Origin of the sequence: Microlunatus endophyticus (assembly GCF_014646195.1) — a bacterium.
In the GTDB taxonomy this organism is placed as follows: domain Bacteria; phylum Actinomycetota; class Actinomycetes; order Propionibacteriales; family Propionibacteriaceae; genus Microlunatus; species Microlunatus endophyticus.
This window is the reverse complement of the sequence record NZ_BMMZ01000023.1, coordinates 1-18,966: the sequence shown is the minus strand read 5'-3', so window position 1 is coordinate 18,966 and position 18,966 is coordinate 1. Positions and strand designations below refer to the sequence as shown.

At 63.7% G+C, this 18,966-nt stretch carries 16 protein-coding genes and 1 pseudogene; 8 read left to right on the top strand and 9 right to left on the bottom strand.

Going from position 1 to position 18,966, the window contains the following annotated elements; all coding sequences use genetic code 11:
* Window positions 1-167 precede the first annotated feature (167 nt).
* Window positions 168-1,184 carry a methyltransferase domain-containing protein gene (locus IEY07_RS23805; RefSeq protein WP_188898654.1) on the bottom strand — a complete coding sequence of 339 codons (1,017 nt, stop codon included), beginning with the start codon at window positions 1,182-1,184 and terminating at the stop codon, window positions 168-170.
* 703 nt (window positions 1,185-1,887) lie between these two features.
* On the opposite strand from IEY07_RS23805, the gene IEY07_RS23800 reads away from it, so the two are divergent.
* Window positions 1,888-2,463 carry an isochorismatase family protein gene (locus IEY07_RS23800; protein WP_188898652.1) on the top strand — a complete coding sequence of 192 codons (576 nt, stop codon included), beginning with the start codon at window positions 1,888-1,890 and terminating at the stop codon, window positions 2,461-2,463.
* Between the two features lie 282 nt (window positions 2,464-2,745).
* Window positions 2,746-3,402: a maleylpyruvate isomerase N-terminal domain-containing protein gene (locus tag IEY07_RS23795; RefSeq protein WP_229670614.1), complete on the top strand. Its 657-nt coding sequence runs from the start codon at window positions 2,746-2,748 to the stop codon at window positions 3,400-3,402.
* A 437-nt stretch (window positions 3,403-3,839) separates the two neighbouring features.
* Here the strand turns inward: IEY07_RS23795 and IEY07_RS24905 are convergent.
* Window positions 3,840-4,490, bottom strand: a pseudogene (locus tag IEY07_RS24905) (phosphotransferase family protein); the annotation flags it as partial.
* A gap of 332 nt (window positions 4,491-4,822) precedes the next feature.
* Here IEY07_RS24905 and IEY07_RS23785 point away from each other — a divergent pair.
* Window positions 4,823-5,992 (top strand): DUF2332 domain-containing protein, encoded by a 1,170-nt coding sequence (locus IEY07_RS23785; protein WP_229670613.1) that lies wholly within the window; start codon window positions 4,823-4,825, stop codon window positions 5,990-5,992.
* 269 nt (window positions 5,993-6,261) lie between these two features.
* On the opposite strand, the gene aroA is transcribed toward IEY07_RS23785, so the two are convergent.
* Complete coding sequence (aroA, locus tag IEY07_RS23780; RefSeq protein ID WP_188898645.1) at window positions 6,262-7,506, bottom strand: 3-phosphoshikimate 1-carboxyvinyltransferase; 1,245 nt, start codon at window positions 7,504-7,506, stop codon at window positions 6,262-6,264.
* Window positions 7,507-7,792: 286 nt separating this feature from the next.
* On the opposite strand from aroA, the gene IEY07_RS23775 reads away from it, so the two are divergent.
* Window positions 7,793-8,446 (top strand): GNAT family N-acetyltransferase, encoded by a 654-nt coding sequence (locus IEY07_RS23775; protein ID WP_188898643.1) that lies wholly within the window; start codon window positions 7,793-7,795, stop codon window positions 8,444-8,446.
* A 192-nt stretch (window positions 8,447-8,638) separates the two neighbouring features.
* Here the strand turns inward: IEY07_RS23775 and IEY07_RS23770 are convergent, their stop codons facing one another.
* The 4 genes from IEY07_RS23770 to IEY07_RS23755 form a co-directional block, all read right to left on the bottom strand.
* A complete protein-coding gene (locus IEY07_RS23770; RefSeq protein WP_188898641.1) occupies window positions 8,639-9,568 on the bottom strand; it encodes an aminoglycoside phosphotransferase family protein in 930 nt (309 codons plus the stop codon).
* Window positions 9,569-9,856: 288 nt separating this feature from the next.
* Window positions 9,857-11,170, bottom strand: a complete 1,314-nt coding sequence (locus IEY07_RS23765; protein ID WP_188898639.1) for an MFS transporter — start codon at window positions 11,168-11,170, stop codon at window positions 9,857-9,859.
* Between the two features lie 936 nt (window positions 11,171-12,106).
* Window positions 12,107-12,331 (bottom strand): hypothetical protein, encoded by a 225-nt coding sequence (locus tag IEY07_RS23760; RefSeq protein WP_188898637.1) that lies wholly within the window; start codon window positions 12,329-12,331, stop codon window positions 12,107-12,109.
* Window positions 12,332-12,926: 595 nt separating this feature from the next.
* Window positions 12,927-13,613, bottom strand: coding sequence for an NUDIX hydrolase (locus tag IEY07_RS23755; protein ID WP_188898635.1), 687 nt, complete (start codon window positions 13,611-13,613; stop codon window positions 12,927-12,929).
* Window positions 13,614-13,862: 249 nt separating this feature from the next.
* On the opposite strand from IEY07_RS23755, the gene IEY07_RS23750 reads away from it, so the two are divergent.
* From IEY07_RS23750 to IEY07_RS23740, 3 genes are all read left to right on the top strand, one after another.
* On the top strand, window positions 13,863-14,957 hold the full coding sequence (locus IEY07_RS23750) for an acyltransferase domain-containing protein (protein ID WP_188898633.1): 1,095 nt from the start codon (window positions 13,863-13,865) through the stop codon (window positions 14,955-14,957).
* Complete coding sequence (locus IEY07_RS23745) at window positions 14,954-15,844, top strand: phosphotransferase (protein WP_188898631.1); 891 nt, start codon at window positions 14,954-14,956, stop codon at window positions 15,842-15,844. The genes IEY07_RS23750 and IEY07_RS23745 overlap by 4 nt, the downstream gene beginning before the upstream one ends.
* 137 nt (window positions 15,845-15,981) lie before the next feature.
* Entirely contained in the window at window positions 15,982-16,530 is a 549-nt protein-coding gene (locus IEY07_RS23740) for an AAA family ATPase (protein WP_188898630.1), read from the top strand.
* A 157-nt stretch (window positions 16,531-16,687) separates the two neighbouring features.
* On the opposite strand, the gene IEY07_RS23735 is transcribed toward IEY07_RS23740, so the two are convergent.
* Window positions 16,688-17,530 (bottom strand): aminoglycoside phosphotransferase family protein, encoded by an 843-nt coding sequence (locus IEY07_RS23735; RefSeq protein ID WP_188898627.1) that lies wholly within the window; start codon window positions 17,528-17,530, stop codon window positions 16,688-16,690.
* 67 nt (window positions 17,531-17,597) lie between these two features.
* On the bottom strand, window positions 17,598-18,263 hold the full coding sequence (locus IEY07_RS23730; RefSeq protein WP_268239260.1) for a GrpB family protein: 666 nt from the start codon (window positions 18,261-18,263) through the stop codon (window positions 17,598-17,600).
* 115 nt (window positions 18,264-18,378) lie between these two features.
* On the opposite strand from IEY07_RS23730, the gene IEY07_RS23725 reads away from it, so the two are divergent.
* Complete coding sequence (locus IEY07_RS23725) at window positions 18,379-18,684, top strand: hypothetical protein (protein ID WP_188898623.1); 306 nt, start codon at window positions 18,379-18,381, stop codon at window positions 18,682-18,684.
* Window positions 18,685-18,966: the final 282 nt, after the last annotated feature.

Sequence of the window (18,966 nt, the reverse complement as noted above, 5' to 3'; positions counted from 1 at the left end):
CGGTGAGGGGGCCTTCCCGCGTGATCACCGGACAGGGCATCACGCTGACCGATCTGCCCCGTGCGGGATCCGCTTGCGAGATGAGCGTTCCCGCGGGAACGCCGTCACATGTGTGGAGCGTCTCACGGGGACCGATCTGGGCTAATGGTCGGCCGTGCTGGTTTTGGTCAGGTCAAGGTTCTTCGTAGTAGGTAGATCGCGGGGATGGCTCGACGTTGGTGGACTCGCAGCTGTTTCTCTAGGTGCCAGTCGCTTGTGATTGATGCTTCGAACAGTCGCATGTCTTGGGTGCAGGCGGCGAACCGAGCGCCGGGGCTGGCTAGGCGTGCGGCCTCAGACAGGATTGCGGGGTAGAGGGATCGGTTGTCCTGGTGGTTGCCGATGGTGTGGCCGTAGGGAAGGTCGGACAGCAGGACGTCGATGCTTTGTGCGGTCAGCGGGAGTTTGCCGGCATCGGCTCGGAGTAGCGAGGTTGGCACTGTGTCTTTTCTGGTGCGGTTCGCTGCTGCCAGGTTCGCTCTTGCTGCTTGGAGGGCTGGGTCGGCGTTGTCCACGCCGATGAGGTGTTTGCCGTGTCGGGTTTCTGCCAGCAGCGTTCCGGAGCCGCAGCATAGGTTCAGGATGCGGTCTGTTCTGCGGGGTGCCGTCAAATCGACCATGACCGCCGCCATGGTCGCGTGCAGCGCTCCTGGCATGTCTGCCACGCGCCATGGTCGGGTTGACAGTGAGCGGGCGGTTACGCGGACGAGGACTTCCCAGCCGGTGTGATCGCGGCGGATGCGGACGAGGAGATCGCCTTCGGGGTGCTCGGGCAGTCCGGTCGAGGCCGCGACGCTGTCGCGGACCCGGCGCAGCGCTGCGGAGTCTTTGCCTGGCGAGCTGATCCGGAATCCGGTGAACTTGTCGGCTGATGTCACGAACTTGAGCATCTCGCGCAGCCGCTGGTCTCCGAGGATGACAGTGGGGCGGCTTCCCTCGAATCGTTCGTAGCGGTGAACAGCAACTGCGGTACGCAGTGAGAGGAGTGGTGCGAGCCGACCGCGGTAGTCGACGCGGTTGCGGGCCATCTTGATGCCGATTGTCTGCTTCAACTCTGAGGCAGCGAATTCCTCGAGCCCACGAAGCGTCTCGATCTCGAACAGCAATGTCCACTCATCTCCGGTCTTCAACACCGTGCTGCGCAATTAGGCTAGGGGAGCCGCCGCGGCTCGCGCGAACCTTTTCGGCTAGTGCCCGGCCGACGATCCTTTATGTGAGACCGATTCTGCGGTCGGCTCGGTGCCCGGTGAAGTTGCCCGTACTAGCTGCCCGGCGCGGAACGATGTCGGGCGTCCACCGGTTGTATCCGCCGGCGAACGATCAGCGGGCGCGGAACGACCATCGGAATGGAAGGCTGCTGGAGTGTGTCAGCGTTTTCGTGTGAGTCGAAAGCCAAGCCAAACTACGGCGATTGCGAATATCAGCAGACCTGCTGCCACCACGAGCCCCACTGTGGTGACATTGTTGTCGACCTGACCACGTTGTTCCGCTACGGCCTGGGCTTGCAGTGATGCCAGGAGGGCGGCTGCTACTGCGACGATCACGCAGATGGTTCGAACCGCTGCGCGAAGCATGATTCTCTCCTGATCCGTCGATGCACCAAGGGTTAGCGGGACTTTACACATTCCTGTAGCGCGTCGTGCGCGCAGAGTTTGCGTGCCCGGCCAGCGATCCTCTGCGCGACACCGATGCGACGCTCGGCTGGAAGCCTGGTGAGGCTGCCCGATGGTTCGTCCGTGGCCGGTTCGCTTTCGGGCGCCGGCCGGCGGCGTAGGTCCGCGAACGGCTTGCGGTCGTGCTCCGTGCAATCGGAGTGCGTTGGTCAGCTGTCCGTGCGAACATGCCACCATGTCTGCGCTATCGAGTGACGCGGTCCAAGCTCTGTTGATTGTTGATATCCAGACAGCATTCGTCACTGGCGACGAAGCGGCGCCGGCCAGCGAACAGCTCCTCGGGAACCTCGGGGATCTGTTGGATCGTGCGCGCCAAGCCGGCGCGCTGGTGGTGCATCTGCAGAATGATGGCCCGCCCGGTGCCGTCGATGAGCCGGGCACGCCGGGGTGGGAACTTTACTTCCAGGTGGCGGATTCTTCCCGCGAAGTTGTGATTCGGAAGCTGAAGGATGACGGATTCGACGGCACCGCGTTGGATGAGATCTTGCGCCGGCACGGCGTCGGTCGTGTCTGCGTGGTCGGGGTGATGTCGGAGATGTGTGTGCTGGCAACTGCGCGAGCTGCCCTTGAGCGGAAATTCGGAGTTGCCATGCCGCACGACGGCCACGCGACCTTCAACATCGGGGCTGCGCCAGGAGCGACCGAAGGAGTGCCTGCGGCCATGGCTTCGCGAGTTGCAGAGTGGGCCCTGGGCGACGAGGTCGAGATTATCGCGCACACGACCGATGTGGACTTCGATCCAATCATCTGATCTGGGCCCGCCCGGTCATGGATCCTCTGGGGACAGAGTATGGATTCGTGATGTTGGCCGGTCCGGGTGATCCAACCGCTTGCGGTGCAGAGGCTGGGCTGGCAGCGGTTAGACACCCCAGGTCTGTAACTTGTCAAGCGGCTGCCTGTTGTTGATCTTGGTTTCGGTGGGCCCAGGCGGTGTGTTCGTCGTATCGGGTGTGGTGCCTCTGTGACACGGTGAGTTGTTCAACGCATCGATTCAGGACGGCGATCGTCCGGAATGCATGGCAGGTTTGACGGTATGCCGCTTACCTTTGCCGGAACCCTGGACCGCTCCGCGGTGATCGCCACGGTCGATCAGCTCGCGGACCTTGTCGGGTCTGTGGAGGTGGCCGACGCTTGGGACCGGGAGTCGGCGCTGCACGGCATGACCATTGGTGGGCTGACGCGTCACCTTGTCAGCCAGCCCGAGTGTGCTATCGAGTTCCTCACCACGCCTGGCCCGCCGAACGCTCCGGTGCTGACTCTGGTCGGACACTACGAGCGTGTCGACTGGTTGCTGGCGCCGATCGATGCCATCGAGAACACGTCCATCCGCGACGATTTCAACCAGATGGGCTCGGCCGGGCCGGCTGAGTCGGTCGGGGTGCTCCGGCGGTCGCGCGAGCTGCTAGGGGATGCCATCGACGGCGCCGGCCCGACTGTGTACGTGCCGTGGCAGGATTGCGTACTGCCGACCGACGACTTCCTCGTTGTGCGACTGATGGAGATCGTGGTACACGCCGACGACCTGGCTTTCAGCGTCGACGTGCCGGTCCCGGCATTCAGTCCTGAGGTAGTCGAGCCGGTGCTCGCCCTTCTCGCCGCGCTGGCCGCGAGACGTCGGGGCCAGGACGCGGTGATGCGCGCCCTGATTAGGCACGAGCGGCGCTCAGCTGGCTCCATCTCGGCATTCTGACCGCGGCCGGAAGCGGGCATGGTTTCCTCCCGGCAATGGAGTAAGGACCAGGGTGGGACCGTCACCACTCGACGGTTCGTTACCTTCCGCGAAGCGACTGCCATCGCCCCCGTGATCAGTCGCATCCCACAACTTGAATCGCTATCGGAGTATCTACCATTGTCCGGTCGAGGATCGGCTTGCGGTGATGAGGCTGACTCGTGATCTCGGTGTCGGCGGCCGAACGTCACCGGTGCGCCGGTCGAGCGGGTTCGTATTGTGCGCAGTGCGGTTGCTGGCTCCTGGAGCTCGTCGGTTTGTCCGCTGGAGATGAGCCAGTTGAGTTGTCCGACCAGTTGGGCGGTCGCGTGCCATCTGATTGAGCTTTCGGGGATTTCGCTTCGTCCGTATCCGGTGGTGATTGCGTGGTAGTCGGGCCGGCTCGTTGTGACGGCTAGGCCGGCTAGTTCGGCGGCGGCTGGTCCAGCGGACCACATGCCCCAGTCGATCAGCCCGATTACGTTCATGTCGGGGTCAACGAAGACGTGTTCGGCAGATACATCACCGTGACAGAGGACAGGGTTGTCGTCTGTTGGCGGTCCTGGCCGGAGAAGATCCTTCACGTAGGAGATTTCACTGGTGCTGAAGTTGGCGAGGCTGAGTTGATCGGCGGCGTTCAGGCAGTCGGCGAGGTAGCGATCAGCTTCGGTGTGGGGATCTGGCCAGCTTCCATCTGCGTTGGGTCGGCCGATTCCAGGCATCGGTATCGCGTGCAGAAGAGCAAGGACATGGCCGATGTTGTTCATAGCTGTGGATCGTTGCTCCGGTCGAAGCGTGGCGAGGATCTCTGCCAGCTGCTTGCCTGGACAGGCGCGGACCACCATCGCAGAGCGTGGACCATTCGGGCTGTCGATGACCGCGACCTTCAATACTTCGGGCACGGCAACGCCGTTCTCACGAGCCCGGGCCATCGCCCACGCCTCGTGCTCGGCTTTGCTGGTCGGCGTCTGAGGAAAGGTCACCCGTAGATAGACCGACGAATCGTCATGGAGCTGAACGCGATGAACCTCGTACTCGTCGCCCCTGACGATCCTGGTGGAGTTGGCCACAGACGTGCCGGTCGCATCGGTGACCAAGCTAATGATGTCCGGCTGTCCGACGCTATACCGGGAATGCAGCTGCTTTAGATATTCGGAGCGATCCACGGATGCCTCCCATCTCTGCGAACCTGCCGTTCAGGTTCTCGATGGGGGTGCGCCCTCCGCCTACAGGCTCCCACCAACAACTTAGCAGGAGCGCCCCTGCCCGGTGATCGATCGGCTTGCGGGCCAGCCTCGGCGTTCTCGCGTTCCCTGTGACACGGCCCGGTTCGTGATCCTGGCCAATCCGGTGACCGAACGGCTATAGGGCGGGGTTTCCTTGGGTGTCCAGCTGCTGCACTATGAGGTTCGTGAGTGCTGATCATGAAGAAGCTGTCCAGGGTGACGCTGATCGGGAACGGCTCAAACGGCTGTTCCGGGTGTTTACCGGAGCCCACGGCGATGGTCGGTCCCTGGTGTATGAGGCGGTGTGCGGGGCGATCGTCAACGACGACCTCCCGGACGTCCTCGACCTGCTCCTGGACGCGCCTGAGGCGCAGCGGCGGCCGAGTTTGCTGTTTGCGGCGATCAACCTGCTTCTGCAACAGCGTCTGGATGCCGAGCTAGCCGGCTACTACGCGATCCATGGTGGCGGCCGGGCCGTCGATGCTCGACTCGTGCCAGCGGTTGCCAAGTTCTGCCGCGAACACACGGATCAGCTACTGCCCATCTTGCGCGAGCGGTCCACCCAGACAAATGAGATCCGCCGGAGCCTGGCTCTGCGCCTCGGTTTTGACGAGGTTCGTCGCTACTGGCCGGGTCGGTTGGCCCTGGTTGAGGTCGGAGCCAGTGCCGGTCTCAATCTGCGCTTCGATCTATACAGTTACCGTGCGAACGGCATCCGCGCCTCCCAGGCCGGCCGGTCCGCGGTGGTCGTGACGTCCGAGGTTCGTGGCGGAGTAGGCATTGACCTCCTGTCCGGCACGCCGAAGATCAGCAGCCGCCTGGGCATCGATCAACGCCCGGTCGACCTGTCCGATCCTGATGCGCGTCTCTGGCTGGAGGCTTTCATCTGGCCCGAGCAGATCGATGAACTTACGACGCTGCGGGGCGCGATCGAACTGGCAACGTCTCGTCGAGTCGAGGTGGTCGCCGCTGACGCGACAACCGAGACGGCACAGATTCTCTCCACACTGCCCGGGCGCGAACCAGTCGTGGTGTTCACCGCTTCGCTGCTGAGCTATCTGAGTACAGCCGACCGGGCTGCCTTCGTTTCTCAGCTGGACGCCGCAGCCGTCCATCGGCCTGTGGCGTGGGTCTTTGCCGAGGCACCGGGTCTCCTCGCCACGACCGACCTTGATATCCCCGCACTGCGAGGGCCACTGGCCCGACGCAACAGCCAGTACGTGGTCGGAGCAAGCCTCCGTAAACCTGGCAAGTCTGACAACGACCGACTGCTCGCCCTGGCCGATCCGTACGTTCGCTGGCTCGCACCGGCGCGCGACGAAACTGATGACTTCGCCTGGGCGTAACCAGTGGGATCCGCAGGCGACAACGCGACAATGCCCGCCCGTTCCCCGGTTGCCGAAGCCGGTCGGTCAGGCGACCCTGCCGCACGATCACCGGGCACCAGCTCCGCGGACGGACCTGCCCGCAACCGGATCCTATGTGCGACACCGATTCCGCGCTCAGCGCGGTGCCCGGTGAGGGTGCCCGGTGATCTCCGGGGTCGGCCGTAGTCGTGGGCGACCGCCAGCTGGGTCCCCTGGGGAACGGCCTGCGGGCACTCTCGATCCGTCGGCTACGAGGCGAGCTGAAGTTGCCGCTTGAGCTCGTGGAGTTCGGTGTGGAATGCGGGGAAGGTCTTCTTGACGCAGCTCGGATCGTCGAGTGTTATTCCGGCTGGGATCGCTAGCCCGGCGATGCTGAAGGCCATCGCGATTCGGTGGTCACCGTGGCAGTTGATGGTTGCTGGTTCGGGTTCTCCAGGCCAGATCTGGATCCAGTCGGGGCCGGTCTCGACTCTGATGCCCATCCGCTGGAGGTTTTCGGCGCAGGCATCGATGCGGTCACATTCTTTGACGCGGGTGTTGTAGACGTCGTTGATTCTGGTTGGTGCATTGGCGAACGGCGCGATCGCTGCCAGGGTCGGCATGGTGTCGGAGATGTCGCGCATGTTGACCGTGATCCCGCGGAGTCGTCCGTTGCCGGTCACGCTGGTGTTGGTGGAGTCTTGATTAACGACTGCGCCCATCTGTTCGAGAACCTGAACGAAGCCCAGGTCGCCTTGTGGGGACTGGGTTCCCAGGCCCGGCACGGTGACCTTCTCGCCGAGGAGTGCTGCTGCGGCGAAGAAGTAGCTGGCCGTGGACGCGTCTGGCTCGACCTCGAAACGGGTGGCACGGTAGCCGCCTGGTCGGACTACGAAGGTGCGGTCGTCGTGGTCGACCGTCTGGCCGAAGGCGGTCATGGTGGCCATCGTGATGTCGATGTAGGGCCGCGATACGAGGTCTGATACGTGCACGGTCAGGCCGGATCGGGTGAGTGGGCCGAGCATGAGTAACGCGCTGAGGTACTGCGATGAGAGTCCGGCGTCGAGGGTGAGTTCGCCGCCGTGGATTCCGTGGCTGATCAGGTGGAACGGGTGGTGACCGGGTTGGTCATGGAACTGGATCTGTGTTCCTAAGGCGCTCAGGGCATCGGTGAGTGGCTTCATCGGCCGGCGTCGCATCTGCGGTGATGCGTCGAACTCGTAGCTGCCTTTGCCTGCCGCGGCGAGGGTGGGAAGGAACCGGGATGGTGTCGCGCCGTCGCGGCAGAACACTGTTGCGGATCGTGCCGGTGGTCCGTCGGCGTTGCCGTTGACCGTCCAGGCTCCGTCGGTAGCTACGACCTCGTATCCGAGTGCCTTGAGGCCGGCACCGAAGGCTTCAGTGTCATCGGACACCAGCGGGTGCTCAAGACGGCTGGAGCCTGCCGCCGAAGCTGCCAGAAACAGCGCGCGAGCGGTGATCGACTTCGAGCCAGGGACGTTGACGACTGCCACACGACGAAATCTATCGGCTCCGTGAATTTGCCTGTTCAAGGATCCCTTGTGACACAACGATTCCACGCTCTGCCGGGTGCCCAGTGAGGCTGCCCGATGGTATGTTCGTCGACGGTCGGCTTCGGGGCAGCAGGCAGCTGGTGTCGGTCTGCGAACCGCTATCGGGCAGGGCCCTGGGTGCAGATTTGCGCGGCGGCGGGTGAACTCGCTATCCGGCATCGGTGGGACAGTAAGTAGCTGGATTCCAGATGGCGGTTTCCTGGCTGGGCTGGGACGATTCGTCGTCATGAGGATTGTGAACTGGCCGCTGTACGAGTTGATCCTTCGAACGCCGAGACTTGAGCTCCGGCTTCCGCGATTGGAGGAGTTGGACTCGTTGGCCGAGCTGTCGAAGGGCGGTGTTCACGATCCGGCGCACATGCCGTTTGCGGTCCCGTGGACGGATCTACCTCCTGTAGAGCGTGCCCGCGGCGTGATGCAGCATCACTGGGCCCAGCTAGCCGCCTGGCGGGTGGACAATTGGAAGTTGCCTCTGACCGTGTTTCGGTCCGGTGAAGTGGTCGGGGTTCAGTCGTTGACTGGACGGGATTTCGCAACGGTCAAGCAGGTTTCAAGCGGCTCCTGGCTGGGGTTGGAATTCCAGCGCCAAGGGATCGGTACCGAGATGCGCGCCGCGGTTCTAGAACTGGCATTCGTTGGCCTGGGCGCGAAGTCGGCTCTCACTGCGGCCCTCGTAGATAACCCGGCGTCGATTGGCGTGTCGACCAGGCTCGGGTATCAACCGAACGGCGTCGTGCGGTCGAGAGTCCGTTCGGGCTGGGAGTACGAGCAACAGTTCGTCTTGGACGTCGATGGCTGGTCCCAGCGTCGCTCAATCGAGACCGAGATCAGCGGACTCGACGAGTGCATCGATCTGTTTGGAGCACTGCCTCCCGACTGATCTCAGGGTGCCCGGCTGCCGATCCCCGTGCGGTGACGATGCCAATAGTGATCTTGGTGTCCGATGACCAACGGCTATCGGCTATCGGCAGTCTTGCGGTCGGTGAAATCCTCGCGGCGAATGAGTCGCGAGTTTCCAGGCCAGTTTTCGACTCGTGGTCTTGCCACGTCGCCGCGGGTAGGCGACTGCCGATCAACTGACCACATCAGCATGATCGGCGAGCACTCGGTCGATGACCTCGTACGGGTCCTGCTTCCAGCCGAACCGGCGAGCATCGGCGCACTCATCACGGTCATTCTTCTTGGCACGGAGGATCGTCACGAACGCCTTCCACAACGCCCAGCCACGTGCCCGCGCCCAGGTGTTCTTGTCGAGGGCCAGGTTCTCTCGGAACTGCGCGGCACTGGTCTCGGCGAAGAATGTCCAGGCGATGGTCAAGTCACAGGCCGGATCGCCAACAGCGGCGCAACCGAAGTCAATGACCGCGCTCAAGTCCCCGTCCTCGGTGGCCAGCAAGTTCGATCCGGTGAAGTCTCCGTGGATCCACACCGGCGGGTGTTGCCACTCGCTCGACAGCGCCGTCAGCCAGACCTGCCTGAGTGTGTCGGTGTTGTTGTAGCGGTCGGCCAACAAGTCGAGGGCTTGGGGGATTTCCTCGTCGTCGTAGTAGGACAACGGGCCGCCACGGTGAGCGCTTCCGGGGCCCGCGGCCGGCGCATCGGAGATGTCAGCAGCGTGTAGTGCGTTGAGAAGGCCCGCTAATTGGGTGGCGAACCGGTCCATGTTGGGGATCCGAGCCTGGCTTGCTGGCGTCCCGGGCAGCCAGCGATAGATCGACCAGGGCCAGGGATAACGATCGCCCGGCCAGCCCATCGCGACCGGTTGAGGGATCGAGACCGGCAGTTGTGGAGCCAGCACTGGTAGCCATCGGTGCTCTTTGCTGACCGCTGCGGCGTAGCCCTCACCGCTCGGGAGTCGGATCGAGAGCTCATCGCCCAGGCGGAACGTCGTATTGTCCCAGCCGTTAAGCGGTACCTCCACGACGGCCAAGTCGGCCCATTGAGGGAACTGCTCGGCGACCAGCTCGGCCGCCAGTTCTACGGTGATCTCATCACGATCCACGACGTGGATTCTTTCCTAGCCTCGTGGCTTGAGCATCATGTTTATCGTGCGCCGCTTCCCGGGTACGTCATCGCGGGTCTTCAAGACGGCCCGGTGGAGGATCGGATGCGGACACCCGGAGTGCGCTCGGCTGGGTGCCCGGTGATGCTGCCCGATCATCTGCCGGCGGCGGATATCAGCGGTCGACCGCTAACGTCGTCGGTCGGCGAACCTCTTGTGACACAGGCGATGTCACCGGACGTCTCGTGACATGGGGCGCTGGCTGGAATGGAGTAGCGGCGATGCCGTTCAGCGGGGTTCTGGTTCGTCATGGTCAGCTGTGAGTTCGGGTTGAGTGGCCTCATCGGCTTGACCGGTTGAGTCGGTTGTGTTGACCAAGAGGCTGATGCCGCCTGCCGCGGCGGCGCCAATCCCTGCTGTCGTAAGCAGGGCGGTGGTGCTGATGGTGGTTGCGAGTGCGGCGGCCAGTGCTGCGCCGATCGTGGAGGCGCCGTTGCCGAGCCAGAGGCTGGCGGCGGTGGCGCTGCCGCGGTGATTGTCGGGGAGGGTCGTTTGTTGGTAGGTGTCGGTGAGTACTTCGTAGACGCTCCAGGCGCAGGCGTTGATCCCGCGGCCGGCGATGAGCACCGCGATCGTGAGGGTGTGGCTGGGGGCGAGGAGGCTGAGCGGGAGGATGGCTATTCCGATGCCTCGCAGGACGGCGGCGGTCTTGACGGTCGAGTTGAAGCCGGCGTGGGCCCGGAGTCGAGTGGCCATGGTCGCGCCGAGGATGCCGCCGAGGCTTCCGACGGAGAAGATCACCCCGATGATGGTGGGAGTTAGCTCAAGGGTGGTCCGGAAGAATACCGTGATGATGGCGAAGCCGACGTCGAAGAAGAACAGGTAGGCGGTCTCGCCGAGGGTGAGCCAGCGCAGCGGTTTGATCCGGTATACGCAGGCGAAGCCGTCGGTGATGCTGCGCCACCACTCTGTCAGCCGTGGAGCCCGCTCGTCGAGACGCGGTGCCGTTCGACGGTCGGATCGGATCGCGGCGGTGGATACTCCGGCCAGTAGCGATGCCATGGTTTGTACGAGCACGGTCCAGACCGCGCCGATGAGCTGGATCAGGTAGCCGGCGAAGGCCGGTCCGATCGCCCGGGCAGTAGCGTCGGTGCCGCCCATCTTGCCGTTGGCCGCGCCCAGCTCGGCTGCGGGAACGATGGTTGGCAGGAAGGTTCGGTAGCCGACCGCGAACACCACGCTCAGCAGGCCGACCATCGCCGAAACCAGCCAGAGTTGCTGCAGCGTGAGGACGCCGAGCAGGTACGCGGCCGGGACGGTGAGCCACAACAGCGCCCGGCCGAAGTGGGAGACAACAAGCAGCTGCTTGCGGTTCGCGCGGTCGGCGATGGTGCCGATCACCGGAGCGATGAGCCACGGGATGCTGGACAGGGTTCCAATCAGCGCGACCTGCGACGCGTCGGCGTGGAGCACGTCGACCGCGAGCAAGGGGACCGCAACCGACCCGGTTTGCAATCCGACCAGCGATGTCGATTGGGCAAACCACAGCCGGTTGAGGTTGTGCCGTGGCGTGGAGGCAGGCGTTCGGAATGATCTGATCATGGGCAGACGTCTCCTTAGGACGCCCACCTCAATCCCTGAACATGAGTGCTCTGCTGTTGTGTTCTGAACGCTATACCTCCCGGCGCGGTCAGCCAACGGGCCCGTCGACTCAACGCACGTCAAGGCTCCTGGCTGGCTTCAAAATGCCCGGTCAGAGACCTTGTTTGGTAATCGGGGCGGCCAGGCAGTGTTCTCTGAATCCGCCCGGTGATGAGTCCCTGTGAATCACGGAGCTCAGCCTCAGCGGGGTGGCGGGTCAGCGTGCCCGGACTGACTGCCCGCACTGGGTCCAGGCGGGCAACCGCCGGCCGTCTCCGATGTCTAACGATCACGGGCCGAACTCATTGACCGTTCCGCCACAGGCATAGGCAGGATACGAGGGTGTCTACGTTCTCTGTCCGTGTCGTGCCTGCTGGTGAGGATCGTCGCCCCACGTTCGAGCATCTCGTCCAGCTGTATCTGCATGATCTATCTGGCGTTGGCGGCTGGGATCTGCGAGACGACGGGACGTTCGGTACGGAGTTGCTCGACGGCTGCTGGTCGGAGTCCCATCGGCATCCGTTTCTGTTTCGGGTGGCCGACTCCCTAGCGGGTTTCGCTGTGGTGGATCGCGGCAGCCATGTCGGTGACCGATCGGACGTGTGGGACATGGCGGAGTTCTTCGTCGTGAATCGATGGCGACAGGCCGGCGTCGGCCGCGCCGCGGCCCGGCAGTTGTTCGCCAGGTTTCCCGGTGGTTGGGAAGTGCGACCCTTCCCGGGCTATTCGCCGGCGGAGAGGTTTTGGGCGTCGGTGTGCGCGGATGTGGCCTCCTCGGACGTTGTGACTGAGGCGGATCATCACCGTTCGCGACCGGGTGGTCAGATCATGCGATTCCTTGTCGGGTAGTGCCAGGTGCTCGATCCCCAACCGGACGACGACATCGGCCGCGTTGGTTCAGGTCACGGAGTCAGGTCGTTTGCCGTAGATCTCAGGAATTGCCTGCATGATAACGGCGAGAGTCTCAGCCAGCTGCTGTGTGTCGTTGTGGACGGCGATGTAGCGGTAGTCGCGGGCATTGTCGCTGAGGCTCGTGTCGCCCGCCGGGTAGCTGGCATCCACGCGGTCGCGCCATTCCTTGGTCGACGGCTTGGCACGATCGATCCGGCGCTGGTCTCGCACCCGCTTCGAGGCACGTAGGTGGACGACAATAGATATCAATATCGTCGGGGAGCCGGGTTCGGAACTCCTGGAAGCTGGCGTAAGTGTCGCCATTGAGAAGACTGCCGGTGATGACTGTCGGAAACCCAGCAGTCCAATAGTTGGTGATCACTGCGGTGACGTTGTTCCACAGCAGATTGAGGAACGGCTGGTCGAAGGTGAATGGGTTGACCTGGCCGACGTCCTCGGCATCGATCTTGGCGCCGCCAGGCGTGTGGTGGAGGAGCGCGGACATGACACTGCTCTTGCCCGCGCCTTCCTCGCCGGTGACCAAGATCAGGGACCGTCGCGCTCCACCGGCTTCTTCCCGCATGCTGTTCACCCTGTCAGTGGGAGCGATGCGCCGCCAATCGAATCTGGCCGGGTGCCCGTTCAGGGCCACATCCCAATTGACCGGTCAAGGGACCTTGCCGCGTGATCACCGGGCACTGGACTCGATCGCTTCAGATGCCCGGATCCGGATCCGGATCCGCTTGTGGAACGCCAGGTCGTGATTATTGGTGCCCGGACAGGAAGCGTCGACGGCCTCACCCGGACCTCGATTGGGCTGGCGGGTTTAGCTCGGCCGTTGAAACGTTGGCAGTGTCGCGTTCTGCCCGACCGTTGACGCTGGGTCATGGTGCGTGCCGCCGGTCCGAGCGAGTTCGAGCAGCACCGGGATGCGGAGGTGTTGGCCGCGGTGCAATGGTTCGCGTAGCGCTTCGACTGGAAAGTATTGCGTAGCGCTCATTTCCTCGCCGGGCGCTGGGGTCTCGGCGTCGGGTACGTTCACCTCGAAGGTGATGGCTATCTGATGAACGGAGCTGCGCGACCCCCAGGCCGGGCCGTCGAACACGCCGAGCAGTCGGGTGACCTCGCCGGTTACGCCCGCTTCTTCCCACAGCTCGCGCAAGGCGCCGACCGTCGGTGATTCTCCGATCTCGAGCAGTCCGCCTGGCAGACACCAGCTCGCATCGTCTTCGCGGCGGCAGAGCAGAACTTTCCCTGTTTTATCGCGTGCCAGAGCCGAGACTCCTACTATCGGCGAGGTCCGCTTCCACGCGTCGTCGGTGAAGGTGGCGACGAGGTCGTCGGCATCGGCGATACCCGTCAGTGCGGCCAGCCGTCCGGCTACGCCCAACAGATGGTCTGCGCGCTCACGGTCATACGTGTTGGCTGCGAATGTTCGCGCCGTAGTCGCAGCCCCGCGTAACTCATCGGCCAGCAGTAAGAGCTGTTCGGCTGGGTTCAGATCGCTAGCCATGGATCTGATTCTGCCCTGAAGTCCGACACGACGACGTCTGCCACCGACAACGCCCGCCGAAGGATCCTCTGCGGAATGTGTGGCCGGATCGTGTTCTTGGTGTCCATGGGCGTAAGTCCGAGGTTAGGCCGGGATGGGTGCGCGGCCGGTGTAGATGCGGTAGTTTCTTGGTGGGTTCCTCTAGGGCATACCTGTGGAATCTCCCGATGGAAGAGGGCCTCACGGCCCTGACTCAGTACGGGAGGTTTCATGCAGAACGAAGAGTTGAGCCGGTGGCGGCAGCTTGAGCCGTCACAGATCCAGGAACGACTTCGTCTCAGTCCTGCGGAGACGCAGCGGTGGACAGATGTGCCTGATGGACAGGCCTCCGCCGGGGTGGGTTCGGTGGCGCTGCCCGCTGACCATGCAGCTGCTGATCTGATCGTTCAGCTGGGTGTGGATCGTGCCGATGTGCCGAGGTTCTTGGCTACTCGACCGGATATGCGGCGGGATCCGGAGCTGTATTGGTTGCTGGATCGCTGTTGTCGTTGGTTGATCGACCGGATGGGTCGACCTGATCCCGCGTACCACGCCTGGCCCAAGATCGATAGCGCCGGACTGGTCGGCGAGTTCCTCTACGCCTGGGCGTTCCTCGCGGTGTTGCCGGCTGTTCGTCGGTACCACGCGTCGGTGGGACTCAGCGAGGACGAGTCATGGGACTCGCTGTCGGCGCTGGGCAGGGAACTTCGGGACAGTCATACAGGGACGGGGCTGGGGCCGACGTGGATGTTGCCGCTGGTGTTCAGCGATGTCAGCTTCCGGTTAGGGCGGCTGGCCTTCGATCAACGGGCTCCTGCGGCCAACACACACCCGGTACTGATGCCCGGAGAGGGGAGCTGGAATCTTCATGTGCCCGGCGATGGCGGGCCGATCACGCCTGCGCTCTGTACGGCGTCGATGGTTCGAGCTGTGGAGTTGTCTCGACGGCTCTCCCAGACGGCCGTGGTGTTTTGTTGTCACTCCTGGTTAATGGAGCCTCAACTCCAAGATCACCTCTCGGCCGACAGCAACATCGTTCAGTTCCAGTCGCGCTTCGACCACTTCACCGACAGTCGAATAGCAGATGCAGATCCGATCCACTATGTCTTCGGCCGCGAACTCGCCGGAGTCGGAGACCGCACTGCGTTTCGTGATCAACTTCCCCAAGAAACCAGCCTGCAGCGCGCGATCGTAGCTGTGCTGAAGTCTGGCAACCACTGGCACACCCGGACGGGCTGGTCCCGAACCGCGGCCCGACCGGATACCGGAAGTCGACCGAAGGCCCCGGCCGAACGCCGGGCAAGCGAAGGGGAGGCTGGCCGATGAGGGGAAAGCTGGAGTTCCGCGATTCGGAGAACCCGTGGTCTCCAATCGACGTGATCGCCGAGATCAACGCCCGGACCGGCGCGGGCCTGGAGCTGATCGGCCTCGACGACCAGACAGGCGGAACGAGCAGCGCGGCGTACGCGCGGCAGCGCGCAACCGGTGCGGAGTTCGCGATTACCCGAACCTCGGCATCACTGACCGAGATGCTTCACACGGCGACAGTGTTGGAACTGGCCAGATCGGCCGGTTGCCCCGTGCCGCAGCATCTCCACACCGTCGAACTGCCCGACGGTTACGTTGCCATCGTGCAGCAACGGCTGCCCGGAAGACGGCCCCGACGGGTGGATGCAAACACCGTCGACGCGATGGTGGCTACCAACAACCAATTCGCAGGCTTGCTGAGTGAACGGAGCGACATCCCGGCCCCGGCAGCCTTCGCGGCGCCGCGAATCAGCCTGTGGAACGCAACTCTCGGCAGATACAGCAGCCGGAGCCAACGACTGATGGACCGCTGCCACTCCGGCAGCAGTTCGATGACGGGCGACGATCTGGTCCATCTGGACTACTCATTGGGCAACGTCCTCTACGACACCCCATACCACGTCTCAGGAGTCGTGGACTGGAACCGTGGAGTTGCCCGCGGTGATCGTTGGTACGCCCTCATCGGAACACAGGTCAACATGGTCGCCGAAGCAGGGATGTACGGCGTCACCGCCGAGGCGATCGATCGTATCGACCAGATCCTCAACACCGAGCTGGACGATCAGACCCGCGCTCAGTATCGAGAGCGTTGGTACCTGGACAATGCCCACCGATCGATCCTCGGCCGATTTCCTGCAGACCGAATCGAACAGGACCTGGACCTAGTCGAGCAACACCAGGCCTGACACCGATGCAGAGTCCGCCGGGCCTTGGATGCCAGCAACGAGCTGCTCGGCGGGCAGGCCGCGGTGACTTACCGTCAAGGTATCCGGTGCAGGATCCGCTCCAGCGCCGCGTCCGTGTCGGTTGAGAGGATGCGAGCATGCGAACGATCGTGTTGCGGGGGCCGGGAGGGGCAGGCAAGACGACGCTCGGGGAAGCGTTGCGGTCGGCGCTGGGGTATCCGAGTGCCTTGATCGACACTGACTTGTTCAACTGGACGACGGTTCCGGGGGAGAGCAACAAGCGGGTCGTCTTCGATGCTGTCCGGAGCCTTGCGGAGGTCTACATCCGCAACGGCTACAACGTCATCGTGGCCGGGCTCATTCTCACCGATGAAGAGTGCGGCGGCATCGAACTGCTGGCATCGGCATCCCGCTTCTACGGCCATACGTTCCACGACTTCTATTGCGGGGTCGACTTGCCCACGGCCGTCGAGCGTTCGAACGGCAGGGATCGTGAGATCCCCATTGCGGATATTGAACGGTGGTGGTCGGCGGCCGAGGGGGACGTTGAGAACGTCAGGTGGCCGATTTATCGGTTACAGATGTCCCGTCCCGTCGCAGACCTTGTGACGGAGGTCCTCGGTATTGCGGATGCCGGCGAAGGGCACCGCTGCCCGATGATGGATTGCCCGCAGACTGCCCGATGAGGGGACGTTGCCGCATGATCACCGGGCACTCGACCCGATCAGCCGGCTGCCCGGAGCAGGATCCTGCTACGGCACGATGACCAATCCCGGCGCTCCCGCTGGAACGCCTTCGCGCTGAGCGAACGATCACCGGGCAGGGAGCGGCTTACGGACCGGGTCAGCGCAGAAGATTGTCCGCGCGTTGGCCGACCTCAAGCACGCCTCGGGCGCGTCCTACTGGTTCGGGTTGTTGGTGCCATGCCACTGAGAGGCCGGCCCAGGCGACGGTCCAACGCAGCAGCCGATCGCCGCTGATGCCGGTGGAATCACTGATCACCTCGGCCTGGCGCTCAAGTCGGCCGGGTCGGAGGATGACATCGCAGTCGGGGTTGGTGAGCAGTGTTGCGAAGTCAAACGCCGGATCACCGTAGATCCCTTTGGGGTCGATGGCCAACCATCCACGTTCGGGCCCGAACCAAAGCACGTTCTCGTGATGGAGGTCGCCGTGCAGAACGACATCGCCGTGCTGATCGGCAAGTAGTTGTTCGGCGACCTGTGCCGCGCGGGCGTAGAAACCGCCTGCCATTTCGGCCCAAGCGAACAAGCCTCGAAACCAGCTCCGCAGGGATCGCAGCCCATCCGGCCGAGCACCACCATGGGCGTGGAGACGCTGGGCGACCGCGATGAGCTGACGGGTGGCGTCCACGTCGGCGGCGTAGTCGGGCGGTTCGGCTGCCTTTGCGGCCTCCAATAGTGGTGTTCCTGGATCGGCGCGTTGCATCAGGATTGCCCCGTCGGGGGCGATGGCGTAGACAGGGGCAGCGCCGTCGCCCTCCCACCACATCAGGACACGGGACCCTGCCCGTTCCTCGTCATCGAAAGGGATCTTCAGGATGCAGGCGCCGTGGTCGAAGCTCTGAACGCGCGAAAGTTCGCTGCTGGGAGTGGTCCACGGCTCACCTTCAAGTTGCAGATTCCAGTCTGCGAGGTACCGGTCGATCTGACTTCGCTTGTTGTCCATTGCGTCAATCATCGCGGACGCGCCCGGTGACCGATCCTCCTGTGACCGCCGCCCGGTAAGCGATCCATCAGCGAACTCCGGACCAGGTCGGAAAACCGTGACGCCGCAGCACCGAGTGGACGAGTTCGGTCTTGCCCTCGGAGTAAGCGGCTCGATCCGTCGCCAGCAACGGTGCCAGCTTGGCTTTCAAACCGGCGTACTCCGTTCGGGCCTGCTCATCAGCCCGAAGGATGTCCCGGAATCGGGTCTGCAACAGGTGCTGCTCGTTGCCCCGAACCACCAGATACAGATGCTGATACGGCAGGTCGGGGCGCACGGGGAAGCTTTCACGACCTTCCAGGCCGCCATCTCCCTCATGCAGCCAGCCGTGCTGTCCGAGCGCCGCAATCGCGGCTTGGACGTCATCGGAGGAGCTGACAACGGCGAATAGATCGATGATCGGCTTTCCTGCGAGTCCAGGAACCGACGTCGAGCCGATGTGCTCGACCTCATGCTCGATGCCGGCGAGCGCACGGTTCACCTCGGCCGCGACCTGCCGAAACATCCGGGGCCAGCGTTCGTCGTACGCAACGACCTCAGCGGCCCTAAGCGATCGCTGGTCATCACTGGGCACGGATGTGATGCTATGCCGAATGACGCTTAACCGCAGTTCCCGCTCCTGACCGCATCGGTTAACCGGAAGGGATCGTCGACGCGAACCAAGATCACGAATCGGCGTCGTACCGCAAGACATCCCAGCTGCAACAGGATGGCCGGCAAGCCGTGGGCCAGTAATCAGGCCGGTTCGCAGGAGAGTTCGGCGAGCGAAACCGGTGGCGGTCACCGACTGCGCTTGGCAACCTGGCGTCATGAATACGTGGTGGTCCGATGACGAGGTTCGCACGCTCAAGGCGGGCGATGTGATGCCGCTGCCTTTGATGGTCGAAACCAACTGGGCCACGGCCGGCTGGGAGGTAAACGTCATCCTCGTCACGGAGGTTGGGACAGACGGATACACGTCGGTCAACGTCTGGTCGCACCGGGAGCCATATCGGGACGACGCTCAGGACACGACTGAGGCGGCCCGCGTCACCGACGCCGCCATCACGGCCTTCGGACGTCGCCTGCGAGCCGTTCTCGGTGACGAGCAACGTCCTGCCACGAGGCCCGGGTAAGGATCCGATGCGGACAGAGGATTCGGCGGCTCGATGCCCGTTGAAGCCCGGACGGTTGTCCGGACTCGGACCGCAGCGGGCGGCCGCTGACCGTCTTCGCCACAAATGGCTTGCGGGCGAAGGACGAAGGTTCGGTTGTAGGAGTTCTCTTGCTTGCCAGGATGGGCAGTGGTCGAATGTTGATCATGTTGTCCCTGCCGCTGCTGCCCGTCTAGTTCGAAAATGACCTGACGGTGGGCACTGGGTCAGGCGGCGGGTTGGAGCGTGACGTGGTAGCCGAGG

What these genes read in the sequence shown, in the direction of transcription:
- IEY07_RS23800 (WP_188898652.1), top strand. Translation starts at nt 1,888, where the DNA reads ATGTCTGCGCTATCGAGTGACGCGGTCCAAGCTCTGTTGATTGTTGAT.
- IEY07_RS23795 (WP_229670614.1), top strand. Translation starts at nt 2,746, where the DNA reads ATGCCGCTTACCTTTGCCGGAACCCTGGACCGCTCCGCGGTGATCGCC.
- IEY07_RS23785 (WP_229670613.1), top strand. Translation starts at nt 4,823, where the DNA reads ATGAGGTTCGTGAGTGCTGATCATGAAGAAGCTGTCCAGGGTGACGCT.
- IEY07_RS23775 (WP_188898643.1), top strand. Translation starts at nt 7,793, where the DNA reads ATGAGGATTGTGAACTGGCCGCTGTACGAGTTGATCCTTCGAACGCCG.
- IEY07_RS23765 (WP_188898639.1), bottom strand. Translation starts at nt 11,170, where the DNA reads ATGATCAGATCATTCCGAACGCCTGCCTCCACGCCACGGCACAACCTC.
- IEY07_RS23755 (WP_188898635.1), bottom strand. Translation starts at nt 13,613, where the DNA reads ATGGCTAGCGATCTGAACCCAGCCGAACAGCTCTTACTGCTGGCCGAT.
- IEY07_RS23750 (WP_188898633.1), top strand. Translation starts at nt 13,863, where the DNA reads ATGCAGAACGAAGAGTTGAGCCGGTGGCGGCAGCTTGAGCCGTCACAG.
- IEY07_RS23745 (WP_188898631.1), top strand. Translation starts at nt 14,954, where the DNA reads ATGAGGGGAAAGCTGGAGTTCCGCGATTCGGAGAACCCGTGGTCTCCA.
- IEY07_RS23740 (WP_188898630.1), top strand. Translation starts at nt 15,982, where the DNA reads ATGCGAACGATCGTGTTGCGGGGGCCGGGAGGGGCAGGCAAGACGACG.
- IEY07_RS23735 (WP_188898627.1), bottom strand. Translation starts at nt 17,530, where the DNA reads ATGGACAACAAGCGAAGTCAGATCGACCGGTACCTCGCAGACTGGAAT.
- IEY07_RS23730 (WP_268239260.1), bottom strand. Translation starts at nt 18,263, where the DNA reads ATGTCTTGCGGTACGACGCCGATTCGTGATCTTGGTTCGCGTCGACGA.
- IEY07_RS23725 (WP_188898623.1), top strand. Translation starts at nt 18,379, where the DNA reads ATGAATACGTGGTGGTCCGATGACGAGGTTCGCACGCTCAAGGCGGGC.